Origin of the sequence: Candidatus Arsenophonus triatominarum, from assembly GCF_001640365.1 — a bacterium.
Taxonomy (GTDB): Bacteria; Pseudomonadota; Gammaproteobacteria; order Enterobacterales; family Enterobacteriaceae; genus Arsenophonus; species Arsenophonus triatominarum.
This window is the reverse complement of the sequence record NZ_LWMI01000016.1, coordinates 58,812-82,832: the sequence shown is the minus strand read 5'-3', so window position 1 is coordinate 82,832 and position 24,021 is coordinate 58,812. Positions and strand designations below refer to the sequence as shown.

The 24,021-nt window shown below is 39.4% G+C and carries 22 protein-coding genes and 1 pseudogene; 22 read left to right on the top strand and 1 reads right to left on the bottom strand.

Going from position 1 to position 24,021, the window contains the following annotated elements; genetic code table 11:
* Position 1 precedes the first annotated feature (1 nt).
* The 5 genes from fabD (at position 2) to AYJ55_RS14375 (ending at position 4,471) form a co-directional block, all read left to right on the top strand.
* Complete coding sequence (gene fabD, locus AYJ55_RS14395; protein ID WP_063657047.1) at positions 2-934, top strand: ACP S-malonyltransferase; 933 nt, start codon at positions 2-4, stop codon at positions 932-934.
* A 7-nt stretch (positions 935-941) separates the two neighbouring features.
* Positions 942-1,676, top strand: a complete 735-nt coding sequence (gene fabG, locus AYJ55_RS14390; RefSeq protein ID WP_063657046.1) for a 3-oxoacyl-ACP reductase FabG — start codon at positions 942-944, stop codon at positions 1,674-1,676.
* 149 nt (positions 1,677-1,825) lie between these two features.
* The gene (acpP, locus tag AYJ55_RS14385) at positions 1,826-2,092 is read left to right on the top strand and encodes an acyl carrier protein (protein WP_063657045.1); all 267 of its coding nucleotides are present in this window, start codon (positions 1,826-1,828) and stop codon (positions 2,090-2,092) included.
* 101 nt (positions 2,093-2,193) lie between these two features.
* A complete protein-coding gene (gene fabF / locus AYJ55_RS14380) occupies positions 2,194-3,459 on the top strand; it encodes a beta-ketoacyl-ACP synthase II (protein WP_063657044.1) in 1,266 nt (421 codons plus the stop codon).
* Positions 3,460-3,727: 268 nt separating this feature from the next.
* Positions 3,728-4,471, top strand: a complete 744-nt coding sequence (locus AYJ55_RS14375) for a type 2 GTP cyclohydrolase I (RefSeq protein ID WP_063657043.1) — start codon at positions 3,728-3,730, stop codon at positions 4,469-4,471.
* Positions 4,472-4,611: 140 nt separating this feature from the next.
* Here AYJ55_RS14375 and AYJ55_RS14370 read toward each other — a convergent pair whose 3' ends face one another.
* Positions 4,612-5,907: a citrate synthase gene (locus AYJ55_RS14370; protein WP_063657042.1), complete on the bottom strand. Its 1,296-nt coding sequence runs from the start codon at positions 5,905-5,907 to the stop codon at positions 4,612-4,614.
* 616 nt (positions 5,908-6,523) lie between these two features.
* On the opposite strand from AYJ55_RS14370, the gene sdhC reads away from it, so the two are divergent.
* The 17 genes and pseudogenes from sdhC (at position 6,524) to tolB (ending at position 23,999) form a co-directional block, all read left to right on the top strand.
* A complete protein-coding gene (gene sdhC / locus AYJ55_RS14365) occupies positions 6,524-6,904 on the top strand; it encodes a succinate dehydrogenase cytochrome b556 subunit (protein WP_162505597.1) in 381 nt (126 codons plus the stop codon).
* Positions 6,898-7,242, top strand: coding sequence for a succinate dehydrogenase, hydrophobic membrane anchor protein (sdhD, locus tag AYJ55_RS14360; protein ID WP_063657040.1), 345 nt, complete (start codon positions 6,898-6,900; stop codon positions 7,240-7,242). Before sdhC ends, sdhD begins: the two co-directional genes overlap by 7 nt.
* Positions 7,243-9,012 (top strand): succinate dehydrogenase flavoprotein subunit, encoded by a 1,770-nt coding sequence (gene sdhA / locus AYJ55_RS14355; protein WP_063657039.1) that lies wholly within the window; start codon positions 7,243-7,245, stop codon positions 9,010-9,012. It abuts the gene before it with no gap.
* Positions 9,013-9,048: 36 nt separating this feature from the next.
* A complete protein-coding gene (locus tag AYJ55_RS14350) occupies positions 9,049-9,765 on the top strand; it encodes a succinate dehydrogenase iron-sulfur subunit (protein ID WP_063657038.1) in 717 nt (238 codons plus the stop codon).
* A gap of 283 nt (positions 9,766-10,048) precedes the next feature.
* Complete coding sequence (gene sucA / locus AYJ55_RS14345; protein WP_063657037.1) at positions 10,049-12,877, top strand: 2-oxoglutarate dehydrogenase E1 component; 2,829 nt, start codon at positions 10,049-10,051, stop codon at positions 12,875-12,877.
* A complete protein-coding gene (odhB, locus tag AYJ55_RS14340) occupies positions 12,874-14,103 on the top strand; it encodes a 2-oxoglutarate dehydrogenase complex dihydrolipoyllysine-residue succinyltransferase (RefSeq protein WP_063657036.1) in 1,230 nt (409 codons plus the stop codon). Before sucA ends, odhB begins: the two co-directional genes overlap by 4 nt.
* Positions 14,104-14,236: 133 nt before the next feature.
* The gene (gene sucC, locus AYJ55_RS14335; RefSeq protein WP_063657035.1) at positions 14,237-15,406 is read left to right on the top strand and encodes an ADP-forming succinate--CoA ligase subunit beta; all 1,170 of its coding nucleotides are present in this window, start codon (positions 14,237-14,239) and stop codon (positions 15,404-15,406) included.
* 3 nt (positions 15,407-15,409) lie between these two features.
* Positions 15,410-16,285 (top strand): succinate--CoA ligase subunit alpha, encoded by an 876-nt coding sequence (gene sucD / locus AYJ55_RS14330; protein ID WP_063657034.1) that lies wholly within the window; start codon positions 15,410-15,412, stop codon positions 16,283-16,285.
* A 583-nt stretch (positions 16,286-16,868) separates the two neighbouring features.
* A complete protein-coding gene (cydA, locus tag AYJ55_RS14325) occupies positions 16,869-18,434 on the top strand; it encodes a cytochrome ubiquinol oxidase subunit I (protein WP_063657033.1) in 1,566 nt (521 codons plus the stop codon).
* Between the two features lie 17 nt (positions 18,435-18,451).
* On the top strand, positions 18,452-19,591 hold the full coding sequence (gene cydB / locus AYJ55_RS14320; RefSeq protein WP_063657032.1) for a cytochrome d ubiquinol oxidase subunit II: 1,140 nt from the start codon (positions 18,452-18,454) through the stop codon (positions 19,589-19,591).
* A 12-nt stretch (positions 19,592-19,603) separates the two neighbouring features.
* A complete protein-coding gene (cydX, locus tag AYJ55_RS14315; RefSeq protein WP_063657031.1) occupies positions 19,604-19,726 on the top strand; it encodes a cytochrome bd-I oxidase subunit CydX in 123 nt (40 codons plus the stop codon).
* 2 nt (positions 19,727-19,728) lie between these two features.
* Positions 19,729-20,029, top strand: a pseudogene (gene ybgE / locus AYJ55_RS14310) (cyd operon protein YbgE).
* Between the two features lie 112 nt (positions 20,030-20,141).
* A complete protein-coding gene (gene ybgC, locus AYJ55_RS14305; RefSeq protein WP_063657030.1) occupies positions 20,142-20,537 on the top strand; it encodes a tol-pal system-associated acyl-CoA thioesterase in 396 nt (131 codons plus the stop codon).
* Positions 20,534-21,217 (top strand): Tol-Pal system protein TolQ, encoded by a 684-nt coding sequence (gene tolQ, locus AYJ55_RS14300; protein ID WP_063657029.1) that lies wholly within the window; start codon positions 20,534-20,536, stop codon positions 21,215-21,217. Before ybgC ends, tolQ begins: the two co-directional genes overlap by 4 nt.
* Before the next feature lie 17 nt (positions 21,218-21,234).
* Positions 21,235-21,657, top strand: a complete 423-nt coding sequence (tolR, locus tag AYJ55_RS14295) for a colicin uptake protein TolR (protein ID WP_063657028.1) — start codon at positions 21,235-21,237, stop codon at positions 21,655-21,657.
* A 76-nt stretch (positions 21,658-21,733) separates the two neighbouring features.
* Positions 21,734-22,573: a cell envelope integrity protein TolA gene (tolA, locus tag AYJ55_RS14290; protein WP_425393807.1), complete on the top strand. Its 840-nt coding sequence runs from the start codon at positions 21,734-21,736 to the stop codon at positions 22,571-22,573.
* A 133-nt stretch (positions 22,574-22,706) separates the two neighbouring features.
* Positions 22,707-23,999 (top strand): Tol-Pal system beta propeller repeat protein TolB, encoded by a 1,293-nt coding sequence (tolB, locus tag AYJ55_RS14285; RefSeq protein WP_063657026.1) that lies wholly within the window; start codon positions 22,707-22,709, stop codon positions 23,997-23,999.
* The last annotated feature ends 22 nt before the right edge of the window (positions 24,000-24,021 follow it).

The following is a 24,021-nucleotide window of genomic DNA, read 5'->3' as shown; positions in this document are numbered from 1 at the left end:
AATGTCTAATTTTGCAATGATCTTTCCTGGCCAAGGTTCTCAATCTCAGGGCATGTTAGCTGATCTAGCAAGAGAGTTTGCAGTAGTAGAGGAAACGTTTGCTGAGTCTTCTAATGTCTTAGGATATGATTTATGGGATTTGGTCCAAAGTGGCTCAAAAGAAGAATTAAATAAAACTTGGAAAACACAGCCAGCACTTTTATCCGCATCTGTGGCAATTTTTCGAGTATGGCAGGAAAAAAAAGGCAAAATGCCTACACTAATGGCAGGCCATAGTTTAGGTGAATATTCTGCATTGGTCTGTGCCGATGTCATCGATTTTAAATCCGCTGTCAAATTGGTAGAACTACGCGGGCAATTGATGCAAGAGTCTGTGCCGGCAGGGATGGGGGCTATGTATGCAATTATTGGTTTGGATAATGAATCAGTATTAGCATCGTGTCAGCAAGCTGAACAAGGCCAAGTGGTTTCTGCAGTTAATTTTAATTCGCCAGGTCAGGTTGTTATTGCCGGTGAAAAAAGTGCTGTTGAGAGAGCGGCAGCCTTATGTAAAGCTGCTGGTGCAAAACGTACTTTACCGTTGGCTGTCAGTGTACCTTCACATTGTGCATTGATGCAGCCTGCTGCAAAAAAATTAGCGCAAGCATTAGAAGAAGTTGTATTTAATAAGCCTAATATCGCTGTTGTAAATAATGTCGATGTTAAAATCGAAAATTCGGTAGAGGGTATTCGACAGGCTTTAGTCAGGCAGCTGTATAATCCTGTACGCTGGGTTGAAACCATCGAATTCATGGCTGAGCAAGGGATCGTGCAATTATTAGAAATAGGGCCAGGTAAAGTATTGACTGGTTTAACTAAGCGCATTGTGAGTACGATTAATTTGGTAGCGATTAATGATACGGCATCATTAAACGCTGCGTTGATAAATAATTGAGGAAAACATGAGTTTTGATGGAAAAATAGCCTTGGTAACTGGGGCAAGTCGTGGTATCGGGCGATCAATAGCTGAACTGCTGGCTGAACGTGGTGCGAAAGTAGTTGGTACTGCTACAAGCAAAGAAGGTGCCGAGGCGATTAGTAGCTATCTTGGTGATAAAGGTAAAGGTTATGTCTTGAATGTGACAGACACTGAATCTATTGATAGTACTCTATCTAAAATTCGTGCAGAATTTGGTGAAATTGATATTTTAGTTAATAATGCAGGTATTACCAATGATAATCTATTGCTGCGAATGAAAAAAGAAGAGTGGGACAGAGTTATTGATACAAACTTAACTTCTATCTTTAGTCTATCCAAAGCTATAATGCGTTCAATGATGAAAAAACGTTATGGTCGCATTATTTCTGTTGGCTCAGTGATTGGCACATTAGGTAATGTTGGGCAGGCAAATTATGCAGCGGCTAAAGCAGGTGTTATCGCTTTTAGTAAATCATTAGCACGTGAAGTAGCTACCCGCGGTATTACGGTGAATGTTGTTTCACCTGGTTTCATAGAAACCGATATGACTCGAGCATTGACAGATGAACAGCAAGCAGGCATTTTAGCTAATGTTCCTGTGGGGCGGCTCGGTGATGCAAAAGAAATTGCCAGTGCTGTAGCATTTTTAGCTTCTGATGAAGCAGCTTACATCACGGGTGAAACATTACATGTCAATGGTGGCATGTGTATGATTTAAAAACCAATGAATCATTTGCATGGTTAATGCTAAAATAGCATATAATAATGCGAAATCAGGTTCGAATAGCCAGGATTGGGTTGTGCCTTTCCTGTATCTAAACTACGAAAACCATCGTGAAAGCGAGTTTTAATAGGAATTTAAATAGTATGAGCACTAAAGACCAACGTGTTGACAACGACAATGATATTGAAAAGCGTGTTAAAAAAATAATTGCTGAACAGTTAGGTGTTAAAGAAGATGAAGTTGCAAATAATTCTTCATTTGTTGAGGATTTAGGTGCGGATTCTCTTGACACTGTTGAACTAGTCATGGCATTAGAAGAAGAGTTTGATACCGAAATTCCTGATGAAGAAGCGGAAAAAATCACGACAGTGCAAGCAGCTATTGATTATATTAATAGCCATAGCTCATAAGCCGTAAATTTAATTATATAGAGCTTTTATACACATATTCAGGCGGTCGATCGACCGCCTATATTTTCACCGAAACTTATTCCTTTTTCTGGAGGATATACGTGTCTAAACGTCGAGTAGTTGTGACTGGACTCGGCATGTTATCTCCTGTCGGCAACACAGTTGAGTCATCTTGGAATGCTGTATGTGCTAGACAGAGTGGCATCAGCCTTATCGAGCATTTTAACACTGAAAACCATACAACCAAGTTCGCCGGTCTAGTTAAAAATTTTAATCATGACGATTATGGTATTTCGGCTAAAGATGCGCGCAAGATGGATCTTTTTATTCAATATGGGCTTGCTGCTGGTAAACAAGCTATCGAAGATGCAGGTATAGAAATCACAGAAAAAAATGCGCATCGTATTGGCGCAGCAATTGGTTCTGGTATTGGCGGATTAGGACTAATCCAGGAAAACTGTGATGTTTTACTGACTAATGGCCCGCGTAAAGTAAGTCCTTTTTTTGTTCCTTCAACTATTATCAATATGGTGGCTGGATACTTAAGTATTATTTATGGCTTTAAAGGCCCAACTATCTCTATTGCTACCGCTTGTACTTCTGGGGTGCATAACATTGGTCACGCAGCGCGGATTATTGCTTATGGTGACGCGGATATCATGCTGGCAGGTGGCGCAGAAAAAGCAAGTACATCCTTAGGTATTGCTGGATTTGGCTCCCTCAAAGCCTTATCAAAACGTAATGACGAACCTGAGCGAGCAAGCCGACCTTGGGATCAGGAGCGAGATGGTTTTGTATTAGGCGATGGAGCGGGTATTTTGGTGCTGGAAGAGTATGAACATGCTAAAGCTCGAGGCGCTAAAATCTATGCTGAATTTGCGGGTTTCGGTATGAGTAGTGATGCCTATCATATGACGTCACCACCAGAGAATGGTGAAGGTGCGGCACTGGCCATGACAAATGCGTTACACGATGCAGGTATAAACGCAGAAAAAATAGGTTACATTAATGCTCATGGTACATCAACACCGGCAGGAGATATTGCTGAGGCGCGAGCAGTTGCATCAATTTACCCAGAGCAGAGTAAAATATTGGTTAGCTCGACTAAATCGATGACCGGTCATTTATTAGGTGCAGCAGGTGCAATTGAATCTATTTTTACGATTTTGTCGTTAAGAGATCAACTTATTCCTCCAACAATTAACCTTGAAAATCTCGATAGTGAATTAGACGAATTAGTGAAGACAGGACGGCTAGATTTTATACCGGATAAGAAACGTAAAGTTGAAGATATGCAGTATGCATTATGCAATTCTTTTGGTTTTGGCGGTACAAATGGTTCGATTATTTTTCGTAAAGTCAATTAATTGATATTTTCTTATAAAGAAGCCTCAATCTAACACGAGTTTCGCACCAATAAAAAAACGCTCTATTTTTAAGTTTAATTCAGCATAATATATAAATAGACAAAATCTTATGAATTAAAAGCAACTTATTGTAATTTAAACAAATTTATACGTTTTAGTAACTTGCAAATTAACCATTGCTTTTAAGCCATTTCTGGAATTTTATATGCCTGTGCGAAACTCGTGATTTAATAAAATAAATCAGTTTTACAAATAGGATAGGTAAGTAATGCATAATATTGAATTAGAACAACTAATCAATACGCACTTGAATATTTATGAATATCAAGACTATGCGCCCAATGGGCTTCAGGTGGAAGGGCGCTCAGAGGTAAAAAAAATCGTGACTGGTGTGACTGCATCGCAAGCGTTACTTGATGAAGCAGTAAAATTAGCTGCAGATGCGATTATTGTTCATCATGGTTATTTTTGGAAAAATGAAGCCGCCGTTATTCTTAATATGAAGCGTAATCGATTAAAAACATTGCTTTGTAATGATATTAACCTTTATGGTTATCATTTGCCCCTTGATGCCCATCCCATTTCGGGTAATAACGCGCAGTTGGGGAATATCATGGGGGTTCGGTTTGAAAAGCTTATTTCGCCTTTATTGCCAATGGGTAGTTTTACTCAACCGATAACGGCTGATGATTTAATGTCGCGTTTAACGAATAAGTTAGCTCGACAACCCTTGTATTGTGGTGATAATGGCCCAAAAGAGATCAGTACCATTGCCTGGTGTACAGGGGGTGGACAAAATTTTATTCAACAAGCAGCCGAGGTAGGTGTTGATGCTTTTGTGACTGGTGAAGTTTCTGAGCAAACGATCCATATTGCCAGAGAAATGGGGATCCATTTTTATGCCGCAGGTCATCATGCAACGGAGCGATTTGGCGTTAAAATGTTAGGTGAATGGCTGCAAAAAGATTATGGATTTGAGGTGACTTTTATCGATATACCTAATCCTGCCTAATTTTTGTAAAGATAAACACCAAGCCAGCTAAAAAGTATTAAAACAAAGGGTTATCACTAAACTGTGTCTTGTATTCTATATGATGATTGTTTATGCAAAATAAAATAGTAAGACACAGTTTATTTATCAATAACAATTAACTATTTTTTGGTTAAATCGCTATGAAAATCTCTTTGTTTATAGCCGGTATATAATTGACGGGGACGTGCTATTTTTAATTCTTCATCATGCATTTCGTTCCAGTGAGCAATCCAACCAATTGTACGAGCAATAGCAAAAATAACCGTAAACATGGTTGTTGGGATCCCTATTGCTTTTGAAATGATGCCAGAATAGAAATCCACATTGGGATAAAGTTTTTTCTCAATAAAATAGGGGTCATTTAGGGCTATATGTTCTAACTGCTTGGCGACTTCTAATATATTATCATTTAATTTAAGTTCTTTAAGTACTTCATCGCAGGTCTGTTTCATAACAGTTGCGCGGGGATCATAATTTTTATAAACCCGATGGCCAAACCCCATTAAACGGAAGGGATCATCTTTGTCTTTTGCCCGTTTGATAAATTTAGGAATATTTTCGACAGTTTGAATCTCTTCTAGCATGCGTAAACAGGCTTCATTGGCACCACCGTGAGCCGGCCCCCAAAGAGAGGCGATTCCCGCAGCAATACAAGCAAATGGATTAGCGCCAGAAGAGCCAGCAGTTCTTACTGTTGAAGTTGATGCATTTTGTTCATGATCAGCATGCAGAATAAAAATTCGATCCATGGCCCGTTCTATGATTGGATTAACCTGATATTTTTCACAAGGTGTAGCAAACATCATATGAAGGAAATTCGCAGAATAAGAGAGGGAATTTTGTGGGTAAATAAAAGGTTGACCAATAGAGTATTTATAACACATTGCTGCAACGGTAGGCATTTTTGATAGTAATCTAAATGCCGCTATTTCACGATGACGCGGATTATTAACATCCAATGAGTCGTGATAGAAAGCCGCTAGTGCGCCGGTTACACCACAAAGGATTGCCATTGGATGAGAATCACGACGGAAACCTTGCAAAAGCCGAGTAATTTGATCGTGGATCATTGTATGTTCGGTGACAATTTTTTTAAAGCTGTCATAGTCGTTTTGTGAAGGTTTTTCACCGTAGAGTAGTATATAACAAACTTCTAAATAAGTAGAATTGGTAGCCAATTGATCAATAGGATATCCGCGGTGCAAAAGAATACCTTTATCTCCATCTATATAGGTAATTTTAGACTCGCAGGATGCGGTCGAGGTAAAGCCAGGATCATAGGTAAAGTAACCTTTGGAGCCTAATCCTCGGACATCAATTACATCGATCCCAAGTGTAGGGTTTAGTGCTTCAAGCTCAATTTTTTCTGCATCTTTATCGACTAATTCTATAATCTTTTTTTCTTTGCCTGCCATTACGGGTCTCCTTAGCGCTAAAACGCAATTTCCGACAACCATGAAAGCATGATAAAACGCTTAGAAATTGCATGATATTTCATTTATTAAAAGGCTTGAATCATGTTTTTTAACGAAGTTTTTATTTAATAAAATTTTTTATTAACAATTCATAATCTATTCTGTTCTTTATATATTTTAAATTATACCAACAATAACATTAGGTTTTTTATGGATAACAATCTAGCATTTTTATTTTACATAATTTCTTCTTTTGTGTGGAGATAATGACTAATTAATTCAACTTAATCATATGTAAGATAAATGTTTGTTTCTTGTCAAATTACATTATTAATTTAATGACCGATGTTTAAATCGTGATCACACTCACTGTTCAAGCTAAATCTCTCCAAACATAATGTGTTGTAATTGTAATGGGCATGTGAAGGTCATATACTGCAAATGAGGTCTCCGGATTACCTTGTGGTAGGGGTACCCAGCGTTAATGAGTAACAACTTTTGCAAATATGTTAGGGATTAATTTATAAGCTGAGTTGTGCTTTGTTATCACGATCGCTGTTTGATTTCTGCTCCAGGTCCGGAGGTAGGAAAACAATAAAGAGCTGTGTGGGCATAAATTGTGAAAAAACAAAGATCTATCAATCTTCAATTGCAGACAATTCATTTTCCGATTACTGCAATAGCTTCGATTTTACATCGTGTCTCTGGCGTTATTACCTTTATTGCGGTCGGTATTTTGTTATGGCTGCTGGGATTATCGCTTTCTTCACTGGAAGGTTTTCAATATGCTGCTGAAATTATGGGTAGCTTTTTTATAAAATTCATTATTTGGGGTGTATTGACTGCACTGATATATCATATTTGTGGCGGCATTCGTCATATGCTAATGGATTTTGGTTTTATCGATGAGAGTTTGTCTGTGGGACGTATTTCAGCGATAATTGCGTTTATTATTACCGCTATTTTGTCGATCTTAGCGGGGGTTTTTGTATGGTAGTTAATGCATCAACATTAGGCCGCACTGGCACACAAGATTGGCTGCTACTTCGTGCGTCTGCCATTATTATTGCCCTTTATACGTTTTATATTGTTAGTTTTATTGTCACAACTGATTTAAATTATACTGTTTGGCAGACTTTTTTTGCTTTTCCAACAACAAAAATTTTTACTATTTTAACGCTCATTTCCATATTAATACATGCCTGGATAGGTTTATGGCAAGTATTAACCGATTATGTTAAGTCAATTGCCTTGCGATTATTATTACAACTATTTTTTATTGTTATATTAATGACTTATTTAATTTATGGAACAATAGTAGTGTGGGGAGCGTAAATGAAATTACCAGTAAGAGAGTTTGATGCCGTTGTTATTGGTGCTGGTGGTGCGGGGATGCGAGCTGCGTTGCAAATTTCTCAGTTAGGTTTGTCATGTGCATTAATTTCTAAAGTTTTCCCGACACGTTCACACACCGTATCTGCTCAGGGCGGGATCACCGTTGCATTAGGTAATACGCATGAAGATGATTGGCAATGGCATATGTATGATACCGTTAAAGGCTCTGATTATATAGGTGATCAAAATGCCATCGAATACATGTGCAAAACCGGACCTGAGGCCATACTAGAACTTGAGCATATGGGGTTACCATTTTCACGTTTAGACGACGGTCGTATTTATCAACGTCCATTTGGTGGCCAGTCAAAAAATTTTGGTGGTGAGCAAGCAGCTCGCACCGCGGCGGCGGCAGATAGAACTGGCCATGCCCTTTTGCATACTCTTTATCAACAGAATTTAAAAAACCATACCACGATTTTCTCAGAATGGTATTCACTTGACTTAGTTAAAAATCAGGATGGTGACATTGTCGGTTGTACCGCATTATGTATGGAATCCGGTGAGGTCGTTTACTTTAAAGCTAAAGCCACTATTCTTGCGACAGGTGGAGCAGGAAGAATTTATCAGTCAACAACTAATGCCCATATTAATACCGGTGACGGTGTTGGCATGGCTGTCAGGGCAGGTGTGCCATTGCAGGATATGGAAATGTGGCAATTTCATCCAACTGGAATTGCTGGTGCGGGTGTATTAGTGACAGAGGGATGTCGGGGAGAGGGTGGCTATTTACTTAATAAAGATGGTGAGCGCTTTATGGAGCGTTATGCGCCAAATGCAAAAGATTTGGCGGGCCGCGATGTTGTTGCTCGCTCAATTATGATAGAGATCCGTGAAGAAAGGGGATGTGATGACCCCTGCTGGGGACCACATGTTAAATTAAAACTGGATCATTTAGGTAAAGAAGTGTTGGAATCACGATTACCCGGTATTCTTGAATTATCCAGGACTTTTGCTCATGTTGATCCGGTTAAAGAACCCATTCCTGTTATCCCTACTTGCCATTATATGATGGGTGGGATCCCAACTAAAGTAACCGGACAGGCATTGATGATTAATGAAAAAGGTGAAGATGTTGTGATCCCTGGATTATTTGCTGTTGGTGAAATAGCTTGTGTTTCCGTTCATGGCGCAAACCGTTTGGGCGGAAATTCATTGCTTGATTTAGTGGTATTCGGACGTTCTGCTGGCTTACATCTGAAAGAATCTTTACTGGAACAAGGCTCAATGCGTGATGCCAGTGAATCTGATATTGATGCGGCCTTAACGCGTTTAAATCGCTGGGATAATACACAAAGCGGTGAAGATCCGGTAGAAATTCGCAAAGCATTACAAGCCTGTATGCAACATAATTTTTCCGTTTTTCGTGAAGGCGATGCGATGGTTAAGGGCTTAGAAGAATTAAAGGTAATTCGTGAACGTCTGAAAAATGCCCGTTTGGATGATACTTCACGCGAATTTAATACCCAACGCATTGAATGTTTAGAGCTGGATAATTTGGTAGAAACAGCGTTTGCAACGGCAGAGGCGGCAAATTTTCGTATTGAAAGTCGGGGAGCACATAGTCGTTTTGACCACCCTGATCGTGATGATACAAATTGGTTATGTCATACGCTATATTTACCACAGTCTGGAACTATGACTCGCCGAGCAGTCAATATGCAACCTGAGTTAGGTGATCCCTTCCCACCTAAAATACGTACTTATTAATGCGTGGCGTTAATAGTGTTGCGGAGAAAGTAGATTATGAAAATTGAATTTTCCATTTATCGTTACAATCCAGACGTCGATAATATGCCACGTATGCAAGACTACAGTTTGGAGATCGCTAAAGGGAGTGACATGATGTTGCTGGATGCTTTAATCCAACTAAAAGAAAAAGATCCTACTTTAGCATTTCGTCGTTCTTGTCGTGAAGGCGTTTGTGGTTCTGATGGATTAAATATGAATGGTAAAAATGGCTTGGCCTGTATTACTCCATTGTCAGCTTTGTGTCGTGATAAAAAAAAGATTGTTGTGCGCCCATTGCCAGGCTTACCGGTTGTTCGAGATTTAATTGTTGATATGGCTCAATTTTATACTCAATATGAAAAAATTCGTCCTTACCTTATCAATGATGGCAAGAATTCACCAGCTCGTGAGTATTTACAGACTCCTGCACAACGAGAAAAATTGGATGGCTTATATGAGTGTATTCTTTGTGCTTGTTGTTCAACCTCATGCCCATCATTTTGGTGGAATCCGGATAAATTCATTGGTCCGGCCGGTTTATTAGCTGCTTATCGTTTTTTAATCGATAGTCGGGATACCGAAACCGATAACAGATTAGATAATTTGAATGATGCTTTTAGTGTATTTCGCTGTCATAGCATTATGAATTGTGTCAGTGTTTGTCCAAAAGGTTTAAATCCAACTAAAGCTATTGGACACATTAAATCGATGTTATTAAAACGTAGTGCATAGTTTTGGCAAAAATTCCCGTAATCGAAATATTACGGGAAATAAAAAATGGAAAACTATTATTTAAAATTGATATTTATTTTGTTTGGTAAATTACAGAAGGAGCCTTTAAAAACCGGTTACGGTTTTTAAAGGTTCTTGTAAATAAGGGGAATTTAATTAAGCGCTCCTTTATTAATAATCGTGCATAGAACACGTTCAAAGAATCTTTATTGAAACCGTCTATATAAAAAGCGGTACTGTTAACTACGACGAAAACTAAAGCCTATAAGCTTGAGGGATCACAATGCACAACGGCGTAATGAAGGACTGGCTAGATTCAAGTTTTCTAGCTGGTGCAAATCAGTCTTATATCGAACAGCTTTATGAAGACTACTTAATTGACCCTAATTCCGTTAATGCAGACTGGCGAGACTTTTTTAATAAACTACCAGGTGCAAGCTCCAACGGTGAATACTCCCATTCTCAAGTACGTGAATATTTTCGTTCATTGGCGAAAGATTCTACACGTTATCAAACTTCGGTTAGTGATCCGTCTTTGGATGCGAAACAAGTTAAAGTCCTCCAATTAATAAACGCATTTCGTTTTAGAGGACATCAAAATGCAAATCTTGATCCATTAGAGCTTTGGAAACAAGAAACTGTACCTGATTTAGATCCTGCATTTCATGATTTAACCGATGCTGATTTTGAAAAAACGTTCAATGTTGGTTCTTTTGCTATTGGCCAGGAAACAATGGAATTAAGTGAGCTGTATACTGCACTGAAGCGTATTTATTGCGCTTCAATTGGTGCCGAATACATGCATATTACTAATACTGAAGAGAAACGTTGGATCCAACAGCGCCTAGAACTGGCAACGCCGGTTAGTCAACAATTTAGCAAACAAGAAAAGATCCGCTTCTTATCAGAATTAACTGCAGCTGAAGGATTAGAGCGCTATCTTGGGGCAAAATTTCCTGGCGCAAAACGTTTTTCCCTTGAAGGGGGTGATTCGCTCATTCCCATGTTAAAAGATTTGATCCGTTATGCAGGACAACAGGATACGCGTGAAGTCGTATTGGGAATGGCGCACCGTGGGAGATTAAATGTTTTAGTTAACATTTTAGGTAAGCAACCAAAAGAGTTATTTGATGAGTTTGCAGGTAAGCATAAAGATCATTTAGGTACTGGTGATGTTAAATATCATCAGGGCTTTTCTTCTGATTTTAAAACAGAAGGTGCTTTGGTTCATTTAGCCTTAGCTTTTAATCCATCACATTTAGAAATAGTTAGTCCAGTAGTCATCGGTTCTGTCCGTGCTCGTCGTGATCGTTTGGATGAAGGCCGTAGTAATATGGTACTGCCCATTACTATCCATGGTGATGCAGCGGTAACAGGCCAGGGAGTCGTTCAGGAAATGCTGAACATGTCTCAGGCTCGTGGTTATGAGGTTGGCGGTACAGTGCGGATCGTGGTTAATAATCAGATAGGTTTTACCACATCCAATCCTAAAGATGCACGTTCAACACAATATTGCACTGATATCATGAAAATGGTGCAAGCACCTATTTTTCATGTTAATGCCGATGATCCAGAAGCGGTTGCTTTTGTTACTCGATTGGCATTAGATTTTCGCAATAAATTTAAATGCGATGTGGTCATTGATTTAGTTTGCTATCGTCGCCATGGTCATAATGAGGCGGATGAGCCGAGTGCTACCCAGCCAATTATGTATCAAAAAATTAAAAAACATGCGACACCGCGTAAAATTTATGCGGATAAATTGATAGCGGAAAAGACAGTTACTAGCGACGAAGTAACAGAAATGGTTAATCTTTACCGTGATAAGTTAGATCACGGTGATTGTGTTGTTGATGAATGGCGTCCAATGGGAACTGACTATTCGGTCTGGAAACCCTATTTAAATCATGAATGGAATGATGCTTACCCTGCTAAAGTTAAAAAGAAACGACTACAAGACTTAGCTAAACGTTTAAGTACTATTCCGGCAGAGATTGTCATGCAGCCTCGGGTTGAAAAAATTTACAGTGATCGCTTGGCAATGGCGAACGGTAAAAAATTGTTTGATTGGGGAGCAGCAGAAACTTTGGCTTATGCAACATTAGTTGATGAAGGGATACAAGTTCGTTTATCAGGTGAAGATGCCGGCCGAGGTACTTTTTTTCATCGTCATGCAGTTATTCATAATCAAACTAATGGTTCAGTTTATGTCCCTCTGGCTAATATACGTGAAAATCAAGGAATATTTGACGTCTGGGATTCCGTTTTGTCTGAAGAAGCGGTACTTGCTTTTGAATATGGTTATGCATCAGCAGAGCCACGGGTTTTGACTATTTGGGAAGCTCAGTTTGGTGATTTTGCTAATGTGGCGCAAGTGGTTATCGATCAGTTTATTAGTTCTGGTGAACAGAAATGGGGGCGACTGTGTGGATTGGTGATGCTGTTACCCCATGGTTATGAAGGACAAGGTCCGGAGCACTCCTCAGCCCGTTTAGAGCGTTATTTACAATTATGTGCGGAACAAAATATGCAAGTCTGTGTTCCGTCTACTCCAGCTCAGGTCTATCATATGCTCCGTCGTCAGATACTTCGTAATATGCGACGTCCATTGATTGTTATGTCACCCAAATCATTACTGCGTCATCCTCTTGCGGTTTCTAGTTTGGAAGAGTTAGCAAATGGTGAATTCCAGCCGATAATTAATGAAATTGATCCAATAGATGCGAAAAAGGTTAAACGTGTCGTTTTATGTTCAGGTAAAGTTTATTATGATCTACTTGAACAACGTCGTGAAAACAAACAAAAAAATATGGCTATCGTTCGTATTGAACAATTATATCCATTTCCCCATAAAGATTTAGAAACTACGCTCAAGCCTTATACGCATGTTCGCGATTTTGTCTGGTGTCAAGAGGAACCTCTCAATCAGGGGGCATGGTACTGTAGTCAACATAATATTCGGGAAGCAATTCCAAAAGGTTCATTATTAAGTTATGCGGGACGCCCCGCATCTGCTTCACCATCCGTAGGCTACGCGTCTGTTCATCAAGAACAGCAAAAAGCATTGGTTGATGATGCACTAAAAATAAATAAATTAAAGGATAGAAAATGAGTAACATAGAAATTCTTGTTCCTGATCTTCCTGAATCTGTTGCAGATGCTACAGTTGCAACTTGGCACAAGAAACCAGGTGATCAGGTAGAGCGTGATGAAGTGTTAGTGGAAATTGAAACGGATAAAGTTGTACTCGAAGTACCAGCAGCAGATTCAGGTATTCTGGAATCAATTTTAGAAGAAGAGGGAGCTACTGTTTTATCGAAACAGCTATTGGGTCGCATACATCTTAGTGATAGTACCGGAATTCCGGCTGGGGTAAAAAAGACTACTGAGTCAGCGCCAGCGAAACGCCAGACTGCTGGCCTTGAGGAAGAGAGTCATAATGCACTAACACCGGCTGTCCGTCGTTTAATTGCAGAACATGATTTAAACCCGACCAATATCAAAGGTAGCGGCGTAGGTGGGCGTATAACGCGTGATGATGTTGAGAAATATATTAAAAACCAATCAACAGCAAGCGAAAATAGACCGATTAAGCAACAGAATGACGCATCTACAACTCCATCATCAACTTCTTCTCATCGGAGTGAAAAACGGGTACCAATGACGCGTTTGCGTAAGCGTATAGCAGAGCGTTTACTGGAGGCAAAAAATAATACTGCCATGTTGACTACCTTTAATGAAGTCAACATGAAGCCTGTTTTTGATTTGCGCAAACATTATGGTGAAAGTTTTGAAAAGCGGCATGGTGTGCGTTTGGGTTTTATGTCTTTCTATGTGAAAGCGGTTGTTGAAGCCTTAAAGCGTTATCCTGAAGTGAACGCATCGATTGATGATTCAGATGTGCTTTATCATAGTTATTTTGATATTAGTATTGCTGTTTCCACACCTAGAGGTTTAGTTACACCAGTATTACGTGATGCAGATGCGCTTAGTATGGCAGAAATTGAAAAGCGCATTAAAGAGTTGGCAGTTAAGGGGCGTGACGGCAAATTAACGGTTGGAGAATTGACCGGTGGAAACTTCACTATTACTAACGGTGGTGTTTTTGGCTCTTTAATGTCAACTCCGATTATTAATCCGCCGCAAAGTGCAATTTTAGGTATGCACGCTATCAAAGATCGGCCGATGGCGGTTGATGGTAAAATCGAAATCTTGCCAATGATGTATTTAGCACTTTCTTATGATCACCGTTTAATTGATGGACGTGAGTCTATTAGCTTCTTGGTTACAATAAAGGACATGTTGGAAGATCCAGCTCGTTTATTGTTAGACGTCTAGATAAACAATTTAGAGTGAAGTTATTTACTCACTCTGGAGCAAAGCTTGGTTAATTTTTTATTGACCAATGTTTAAATAAAAATATATAGAGAATTGTTAACTCTCTGTCAGGCTAAATTATGGATAGTGCATCATGAACTTACACGAATATCAGGCAAAACAACTGCTTGCGCATTATGGTTTGCCAGTACCGACAGGTTATGCTTGTAAAACAGCAAAAGAGGCAGAAGAAGCAACAACAAAATTGGGTAATAGTCCTTGGGTTGTAAAGTGTCAGGTACATGCTGGTGGTCGAGGCAAAGCGGGTGGCGTAAAAGTTGTTAATAATCGCGACGAAATCCGTTTATTTGCTGAAAAGTGGTTAGGAAAACGCTTAGTGACTTACCAAACCGATTCCCATGGACAGCCAGTTAATCAAATTTTGGTAGAAACAGCAACGGATATTGATAAAGAGCTTTATTTAGGTGCAGTGATAGATCGCGCTTCTCGTCGGATTGTCTTTATGGCATCGACTAAAGGCGGGGTTGAAATTGAAAAAGTTGCAGAAAAGACACCTGAACTTATTCATAAGGCTATTATTGATCCATTAACCGGCCCTATGCCTTATCAAGGACGCGAGCTTGCTTTCAAATTAGGTTTGAGTGGCAAACAAGTCCAGCAATTTACCAAAATATTTATCGGATTAGCGACAATTTTTCTCGAGCGTGATCTGGCTTTAATCGAGATTAATCCTCTCGTGATAACTAAGCAAGGGGATTTAATCTGTCTGGATGGCAAGCTTAGTGTGGATAGCAATGCACTATACCGCCAAGTAGAATTAAAGGAGATGCGTGATATTTCTCAGGAAGATCCCCGTGAAGCCCATCCGTCGGAGTGGGAATTAAACTATGTTGCTTTAGATGGCAATATTGGTTGTATGGTTAATGGTGCCGGTTTAGCCATGGGAACCATGGACATTGTGAAGTTACATGGCGGTGCTCCAGCTAATTTTCTTGATGTGGGTGGTGGGGCAACTAAAGAACGAGTAGCAGAAGCATTTAAAATTATCTTATCTGATGAAAATGTTAGAGCTGTTTTGGTCAATATTTTTGGTGGTATTGTTCGTTGCGATTTGATTGCTGATGGTATTATTGGAGCAGTTAAAGAAATTGGGGTAACAGTTCCGGTCATTGTTCGTCTTGAAGGCAATAATGCTGAGCTTGGTGCGCAAAAGTTAGCGGATAGTGGCCTAAAGATTACTGCTGCAACCAGCTTGACCGATGCGGCAGAAAAAGCAGTAGCAGCAGCAGCGGAGGCGAAATAAGTAATGTCTATTTTAATTGATAAAAATACTAAAGTTATCTGCCAGGGATTTACAGGTAGCCAAGGAACTTTTCATTCAGAGGAGGCAATTGCTTATGGGACAAAAATGGTCGGTGGTGTAACGCCAAGTAAAGGTGGAACAACACATTTAGGATTACCTGTTTTTAATACAGTCCGTGAAGCTGTACAAGCAACAGGTGCAACCGCATCGGTCATTTATGTTCCTGCTCCATTTTGTAAAGATTCGATTCTTGAAGCTATCAATAGTGGTATCAAACTGATTATTACCATTACCGAAGGGATCCCCACGTTAGATATGCTAACGGTGAAAGCAAAGCTAGATCAAACTGGGGTAAAAATGATAGGACCGAACTGTCCTGGTATTATTACCCCGGGTGAATGTAAGATTGGTATCCAACCTGGACATATTCATAAATCGGGTAAAGTAGGTATTGTATCACGCTCTGGTACATTAACTTATGAAGCTGTTAAGCAGACAACTGATGCAGGATTAGGACAATCTACTTGTGTTGGTATTGGTGGTGATCCTATTCCTGGTTCAAATTTTATTGATATATTGAAACTATTCCAGGCAGATCCCCAAACTGAAGCTATCGTTATGATTGGTGAAATTGGTGGTACAGCGGAGGAAGAAGCGGCCACTTATATTAAACAACATATAACAAAACCGGTCGTTGCTTATATTGCCGGCGTAACAGCACCAAAAGGTAAGCGTATGGGGCATGCTGGCGCCATCATCGCTGGTGGCAAAGGTACTGCGGATGAGAAGTTTGCTGCATTAGAAGCAGCAGGTGTAAAAACTGTTCGTAGCTTAGCTGAGATTGGTGAAGCCGTTAAGCAATTAGTGACTAGTAAATAACCTGATTTAGACTATGATTAGTAAAAGCCACTCATATATAGTGGCTTTTTTATGTTTAGGCCGTGAGTAATGCTGGTAAACTTGATTTTTTCGATATCAAAAGTGGCATTATGTGGATTAAAAATATCCTAATGATGGTTTTTTTAATAGCGTTTTGGCGAGTTTTCCCAAGTCAACAACAAGTACATGGTTAAAATGAATTATTGCCTATTTTCTTGGCATGAACAAAACAATAAACAGCTATTTAATATATTGATGACTTTAATAAAAATTTATTTAAATCAAACAATAAAATAGGTTTTATTTATTTTTTCGATGAAATTGTCGTTGATCAAATTTAGTAAGTATTTAAATGTAGCGGTATGTTGATTTAATCGCAAAATTTCAATCTTAATCGTATTAAATCTATTTATTATAAGCGTATATAAGCGTACTATTATTAAGATGTTTGTTGTATTTTGATAAATTTTTTATCGTTATTTTAAGATGTATAAAGCTGGTAGTTATGAGGCTTTCATCTTTTGCATTATGAAAGTCAGGTCGCCGCAAGTCGGTGTCTTCCTGCTAGGAGCAAGGAGTCAAGATGTTTGATATTGTCGAACTGTCCCGGTTACAGTTTGCCTTAACTGCAATGTATCATTTCCTGTTTGTACCATTAACACTTGGTATGTCGCTTTTACTAGCGATAATGGAAACGGTATATGTCATTTCAGGTAAACAGATATATAAAGATATGACAAAATTCTGGGGTAAGTTATTTGCTATTAACTTTGCCTTAGGTGTTGCAACAGGTTTGACCATGGAATTCCAATTCGGGACTAACTGGTCGTATTATTCACATTATGTTGGTGATATTTTTGGTGCGCCATTGGCAATTGAAGGATTAATGGCGTTCTTCCTGGAGTCAACATTTGTTGGTTTATTTCTTTTTGGCTGGGATCGTTTAAGTAAAACCCAACATTTAGCTAGCACATGGCTGGTTGCGTTAGGTTCTAATTTTTCTGCGCTGTGGATCTTAGTTGCTAATGGTTGGATGCAAAACCCGATTGCGTCTGATTTTAACTTTGAAAGCATGCGGATGGAAATGCTCAGTTTTTCAGAATTAGTTTTAAATCCCGTGGCACAAGTTAAATTTGTTCATACCGTTGCCGCCGGCTATTGTACAGGTGCTATGTTCGTCTTAGGCATCAGTGCTTATTACTTACTTAGAGGCCGTAATCGACCTTTTGCTAAACGCTCTTTCGCAATAGCGGCAAGCTTTGGTATTGCTTCAATACTATCTGTTATTGTTTTGGGTGATGAATCTGGCTATGAAATGGGTGATGTTCAGAAGACCAAGTTAGCCGCTATTGAAGCTGAATGGGAAACACAACCGCCGCCGGCTTCATTTAATCTTATTGCTGTACCAAATAGCGAAGAAATGAAAAATGAATTCGCAGTAGAAATTCCATGGTTAATGGGAATTATCACTACCCGTTCTATTGATACCCCTGTTTTGGGTTTAAAAGATTTAATGGCGCAACATGAAGTTCGTATCCGCAATGGTATGAATGCCTATGCTCTGTTAAAAAAATTACAAGCTGGTGATAATGATCCTGCTATACGAAAAGCATTTGATGCGAATAAAAAAGATCTTGGTTATGGATTGTTGTTAAAGCGCTATACACCTAATGTTATTGATGCCAGCGAAGAACATATTAAAGCGGCCGCTAAAGATAGTATTCCTAAAGTCGGGCCTCTATTCTGGGCATTTCGCATTATGGTGGCTTGTGGTTTCCTAATGTTACTTATTTTTGCTTTATCATTCTGGTCTGTTATTCGTAACCGCATTGGTGAAAAAAAATGGCTTTTACGTTTAGCCATGTTTGGTATTCCATTACCATGGATTGCCGTTGAAGCAGGTTGGGTTGTTGCTGAATATGGCCGTCAACCGTGGGCAATTGGTGAAATTTTACCGACAGCTGTTGCACATTCATCATTAAGTAGTGCATATCTACTTTTCTCGATGGGGCTAATATGTGGTCTGTATACTTTGTTCTTGGTTATTGAATTGTTCCTAATGTTCAAATTTGCACGTAAAGGGCCGAGTAGTCTTAAAACAGGTCGTTATCATTATGAGCAACAAAATATTTCAGCCCAAGACGCTTAGTAAACAGGAGTCCATTCATGTTTGATTATGAAGTTCTAAGATTTATATGGTGGCTACTGATTGGTGTGTTGCTGATCGGTTTTGCCGTGACCGATGGCTTTGATATGGGCGTTGGTATCTTATTGCTATTTATGGGAAAAACAGATACTGAGCGTCGAATCATGATCAATTCAATTGCACCTCATTGGGATGGTAATCAGGTTTGGTTAGTGACTGCTGGTGGTGCACTATTTGCTGCTTGGCCGATGGTTTACGCTGCGGCATTCTCAGGTTTTTATGTTGCCATGATATTAGTCTTGGCTGCACTATTTTTCAGACCAGTGGGTTTTGATTATCGTTCTAAGCTTGAGAATTCCAAATGGCGCAATATGTGGGATCGTGGCATATCTATTGGTAGCTTTGTTCCTCCGTTGATCATTGGTGCTGCTTTTGGTAATTTGCTACAGGGCGTTCCTTTTACAGTTAATGAACTATTGTATTTGAATTATACAGGGACTTTCTTTGGTTTACTCAATCCTTATGGCTTATTAGCAGGCATTATTTCTATTATGATGATAATCACCCAAGGCGCGACTTATCTCCAAATGCGCACGCTAGGTGAATTACATCTACGTTCACGTAATATCACTTATATCACCGCCTTTTTCACCTTGATTACTTTTGCTGGAGCTGGTTTTTGGTTGATATATGGGATTGATGGTTATGCGATTAAAAGTACAATCGATACCTACGCTGTTTCTAATCCGTTACATAAAGAAGTAGCAAAAGAAGCAGGGGCATGGTTGGTTAATTTTAATAATAATCCAGGACTATGGACATTACCTGCACTTGGCTTATTTTTTCCAATACTGACTATCCTATTTACCAAGCTTGATAAAGCAGGATGGGCATTTTTATTTTCATCACTGACAATTGCTTGTATTATTTTAACTTTCGGTATTAGTATGTTCCCATTCATTATGCCTTCAAATATACAGCCTAATGCCAGTTTGACGATTTGGGATGCCACGTCGAGCTTATTTACATTGCAAGTGATGACAGTTGTTGCCATCATTTTTGTGCCGATTATATTGGCGTATACTACCTGGTGTTATTACAAAATGTTTGGCCGAATTGACAAAACGCATATTGAAAATAACAAACATTCATTATATTAAGGAGCGAATGGCATGTGGTATTTTGCTTGGATTTTAGGAACGCTTCTTGCCTGTAGTTTCGCTGTCATTGCAGCTCTGGCTATCGAACAGGTTGAGGCTAATGCTGCTAACAAAGCTAAACATACTGGTGAATGATAATGGTAGATAAAATCTACTCATCAATGCATAAGGATCCGTTTCGGATCCTTATTCTCTTTATTGCATTTGTCATGGCTTTTTGTGTGATCTGGGATCCAACCTTATTTGCCTCAAATACCAGTTCTCTTGCTATATGGCAGGGGTTATTGCTCATTTGGGCAACGTGTAGTGGGATAATTTTTGGTATTGGGTTTTTACCTAAAAAAGCGTTTTGGCGTTATCTTTTTCATCCTTTACCTTGCGGTTTTGATTCTAGTTTGTGGACTATTTTATTTCTTTCGTATTAGTTTCATTTCATAAGATAAGTTTATATTTCACTATTTTTTTGTAACTTTATTTATAAATCATTCCAATAGATGATTTACTTAAGTATAGTGACGGGTAATTTATTGGTAGCAAGGGGAGTAAAAATATGCTGTTTTGCTGGCCTATCCGTATTTATTATGAGGATACTGATGCGGGAGGTGTAGTTTATCATGCTCGTTATGCGCATTTTTTCGAACGTGCGAGAACGGAAATGTTGCGAGAAAAAGGATTTGAACAGCAGAAATTACGAAAAGAAAATTTAGCTTTTGTCGTACGTAAAATGACAATTGACTATTTACACCCCGCTAAATTGGATGATTTATTGACCGTTGAAACAACAATTACCTATGTTCAACGTACATCATTGGCTTTTCTTCAACGGTTAATTAATCAGCAAGGAAAAGAAATTTGCACAGCAGAAATAGTTATTGTTTCTATTGATACATTTAAAATGAAGCCAACTAGGCTTCCTGAGTCTATTGTCGCGGAGTTTAAGCAGTGACTGACATGAATATCTTAGATTTATTCTTAAAAGCGAGTTTTTTGGTTCAACTCATCATGTTGATTCTAATAGGGTTCTCTATTGCTTCTTGGGCCATTGTTATTCAACGAAGCAAAATTTTAAATACCGCAACCCGAGAAACGGAAGCTTTTGAGGATCGTTTTTGGTCCGGTATTGAGCTATCGCGTCTCTATAAAGAATGTCAGGCTCGGCGTGATGCATTAACGGGATCAGAACAGATTTTCTATTCTGGATTTAAAGAGTTTGCTCGTTTACGCCAAGCCAATCTTCATACACCAGAAGCGGCGATGAATGGTGCTTCTAGAGCTATGCGAATATCGATGAATCGTGAGTTAGAATCATTAGAGTCGCATATTCCCTTTTTAGGTACTGTAGGATCAATAAGTCCCTATATTGGATTATTTGGTACCGTTTGGGGAATTATGCATGCTTTCATTGCATTAGGCTCGGTTAAACAGGCAACATTACAAATGGTCGCCCCGGGTATTGCTGAAGCGTTAATTGCAACGGCAATCGGCTTGTTTGCGGCCATTCCAGCTGTGATGGCTTATAACCGACTAAACCAGCGGGTCAATAAATTGGATCAAAGTTATGACAATTTTATGGAAGAATTTTTAGCCATCTTGCATCGTCAAGCTTTTGCTTCTGAAAAGCAATAAATGCGGAGAACAGAAAGATGGCACGGACTCGACATAGGCGTGAACTGAAATCTGAAATTAACATCGTTCCTTTATTGGATGTACTGTTAGTATTGTTATTGATCTTTATGGCAACGGCGCCGATTATTTCGCAAAGTGTGAAAGTGGAATTACCCGATGCGACCCAATCAAAAATTGTGTCAGGTAGTGATAATCCACCGATTATTCTTGAAGTCTCTGGAGTAGGACAATACAGTGTTATTATTGATGGCCATCGAGAAGAGCTTTTACCACCAGAACAGATTGCAGCAATAACAAAAGCCGCATTGGCAAAAAATCCGCAGGCCGTTTTTTTAATTGGCGGCGCTAAAGATGTGCCATACGAAGAAGTTATTAAAGCGCTGAATATACTTCATCAAGCTGGCATCAAATCGGTTGGTTTTATGACTCAGCCTATTTGATGTAATTGCATAATTACTTGTTTGGAAATCTGTTGTGAGAAAGACAAAAGAGCAAAAAAATAAATTGAGTCGCTCTGTGGTACTCTCTATTATATTCCACGTTTTGTTATTTGGTTTTATTATTTTGGGTTCATTGGATCAAATTATTAAGCTTGGTGGCGGTGGTCAAGGCGGTGAAGTGGTTGATGCGATCATGGTTGATCCCAGCGTAGTAATAGAACAGTATAACCAGCTACAACGGCAGCAAAATAGTGCCAAACAAGCCGATGCTGAGCGAAGAAAACGTCTTCAACAGCAAGAAGAAGAACTCCGAAAACAGCAGGAAGAAGAACAAAAACGCTTAAAAATGGTTGAAGAGGAGCGTATAAAAATAGAAAGAGAAGCAGAGCAGCAACGCAAGCAAGCAGAAGAAGCGGCAGCTAAAGCAGAACAAGAACGGCTAATAAAAGAGCAGGCAAAAGCGAAAGCTGAAAAAGCCGCTAAGGCGCTGGCAGCTAAGAAAAAAGCAGATGCGGCTAAACAGGCTGCTGCGTTTGACTCTCTGCTTGGTGGATTAACTGCCCAACAACCAACTCAGCAAACGGGAGGTGCAGCAGCAGCGGGTCAAGGAGGAAATAGAAAAAGCGGGGCATCCAGTTCGGATATGGCTAATTATGCAGGTAAGATCAAAGCCGCAATTGAAAGCAAATTTTATGATGCTGATATTTATCGCGGTAAAACATGCGAATTAAGCATAAAACTCGCTCCTGACGGCATGTTAATTAGTATTGCAGCTAAAAGTAATGCAGCAAATGATCAATCACTCTGTGACGCCGCGATACGTGCAGCCAAAACAGCAACAATGCCTAAACCGCCTAGTCGTAGTATTTATGATGCATTTAATGAACAGGGAAGTATTTTAGTATTCAAGCCTTAGTTAATGAATGTTATGAATAACATAAGGCTAGGAAAATTAACAAAAGTTTTTCAGTTATCTGGTTTTGTGCATTCACCTTTGTTAATATTCAAATTAATTATTACGGCCATGGATACGTGATAAGGGAGAAAAAATGAAGCAGGCATTTAAATTATTATTAGGTTTTCTAATATTATGGGCGGCATGTGCTCAGGCAGAAATTCGAATTGAAATTACCCAAGGTATCAATACTGCACAGCCTATTGCTATTGTGCCTTTTAAATGGACTGGAACTGGTACTTTACCCGATGATGTAGGACAAATTGTTGCTGCAGATTTACGCAATAGCGGTAAATTTAATCCTATTGATCCCAGTCATATGCCTCAACAACCAACTACCGCATCGGAAATCACACCGAATGTTTGGACGGCATTAGGTATTAATGCAGTTGTTGTTGGTCAGGTACAACCGGCTGCTGATGGTCAGTACATTATTAGTTATCAACTGGTTGATATGGTGAATTCTCCTGGCGCAGTATTGACGCAAAACCAATTAAAAGTGGCAGCCAAATGGCTACGCTATGCGGCACATACTATTAGTGATGAAGTCTTTGCCAAATTAACCGGTATTCGAGGTGCATTTCGTACACGTATCGCTTACGTGGTTAAAACCAACGGTGGAAAGTTTCCTTATGAATTAAGGGTCTCAGATTATGATGGGTATAATCAATTTACTGTCCACCGCTCGCCTGAACCGCTGATGTCGCCAGCTTGGTCGGCTGATGGTGAAAAATTAGCTTATGTAACCTTTGAAAGTGGTAGTTCAGCATTAGTTATGCAAACGTTAGCGACAGGCGAAGTCCGCCAGATTGCTGCTTTCCCGCGTCATAATGGTGCTCCTACCTTCTCCCCCGATGGAAGCAAGCTTGCTTTTGCCCTGTCAAAGAGCGGAAGTTTAAATCTTTATGTAATGGACTTGGCCAGTGGTCAAACTCGCCAAATAACAGATGGTCGTGGTAACAATACTGAACCTAATTGGATGCCAGACAGCCAAACGCTGATTTATACTTCTGATCAAGCAGGGCGTCCACAAATATACAAACTAAATATTAATGGTGGTGTGCCAGAGCGTATTACTTGGGAAGGAAACCAAAACCAGGATCCAAGCGTCAGCCCTGATGGTAAATTTATGGTAATGGTCAACTCGAGTAATGGTAAACAGCACATTGCTAAACAGGATCTGGCAACGGGTAACGTTGAATATTTGACGGATACGTTTCTGGATGAAACGCCGAGTATAGCACCTAATGGTACTATGGTAATTTATAGTGCCTCACAAGGGTTAGGTACTGTATTACACCTGGTGTCAACGGATGGGCGTTTCAAAGCGCGTCTGCTGGCGACTGATGGAAAGGTTAAATTTCCTGCTTGGTCGCCGTATTTGTGATGCATAATAATAAGTATGGCAA

Excerpts from the sequence above, each read along its gene's own strand:
- fabD (WP_063657047.1), top strand. The coding sequence starts at position 2 with ATGTCTAATTTTGCAATGATCTTTCCTGGCCAAGGTTCTCAATCTCAG.
- fabG (WP_063657046.1), top strand. The coding sequence starts at position 942 with ATGAGTTTTGATGGAAAAATAGCCTTGGTAACTGGGGCAAGTCGTGGT.
- acpP (WP_063657045.1), top strand. The coding sequence starts at position 1,826 with ATGAGCACTAAAGACCAACGTGTTGACAACGACAATGATATTGAAAAG.
- AYJ55_RS14375 (WP_063657043.1), top strand. The coding sequence starts at position 3,728 with ATGCATAATATTGAATTAGAACAACTAATCAATACGCACTTGAATATT.
- AYJ55_RS14370 (WP_063657042.1), bottom strand. The coding sequence starts at position 5,907 with ATGGCAGGCAAAGAAAAAAAGATTATAGAATTAGTCGATAAAGATGCA.
- sdhD (WP_063657040.1), top strand. The coding sequence starts at position 6,898 with ATGGTAGTTAATGCATCAACATTAGGCCGCACTGGCACACAAGATTGG.
- sdhA (WP_063657039.1), top strand. The coding sequence starts at position 7,243 with ATGAAATTACCAGTAAGAGAGTTTGATGCCGTTGTTATTGGTGCTGGT.
- AYJ55_RS14350 (WP_063657038.1), top strand. The coding sequence starts at position 9,049 with ATGAAAATTGAATTTTCCATTTATCGTTACAATCCAGACGTCGATAAT.
- sucA (WP_063657037.1), top strand. The coding sequence starts at position 10,049 with ATGCACAACGGCGTAATGAAGGACTGGCTAGATTCAAGTTTTCTAGCT.
- odhB (WP_063657036.1), top strand. The coding sequence starts at position 12,874 with ATGAGTAACATAGAAATTCTTGTTCCTGATCTTCCTGAATCTGTTGCA.
- sucC (WP_063657035.1), top strand. The coding sequence starts at position 14,237 with ATGAACTTACACGAATATCAGGCAAAACAACTGCTTGCGCATTATGGT.
- sucD (WP_063657034.1), top strand. The coding sequence starts at position 15,410 with ATGTCTATTTTAATTGATAAAAATACTAAAGTTATCTGCCAGGGATTT.
- cydA (WP_063657033.1), top strand. The coding sequence starts at position 16,869 with ATGTTTGATATTGTCGAACTGTCCCGGTTACAGTTTGCCTTAACTGCA.
- cydB (WP_063657032.1), top strand. The coding sequence starts at position 18,452 with ATGTTTGATTATGAAGTTCTAAGATTTATATGGTGGCTACTGATTGGT.
- cydX (WP_063657031.1), top strand. The coding sequence starts at position 19,604 with ATGTGGTATTTTGCTTGGATTTTAGGAACGCTTCTTGCCTGTAGTTTC.
- ybgC (WP_063657030.1), top strand. The coding sequence starts at position 20,142 with ATGCTGTTTTGCTGGCCTATCCGTATTTATTATGAGGATACTGATGCG.
- tolR (WP_063657028.1), top strand. The coding sequence starts at position 21,235 with ATGGCACGGACTCGACATAGGCGTGAACTGAAATCTGAAATTAACATC.
- tolB (WP_063657026.1), top strand. The coding sequence starts at position 22,707 with ATGAAGCAGGCATTTAAATTATTATTAGGTTTTCTAATATTATGGGCG.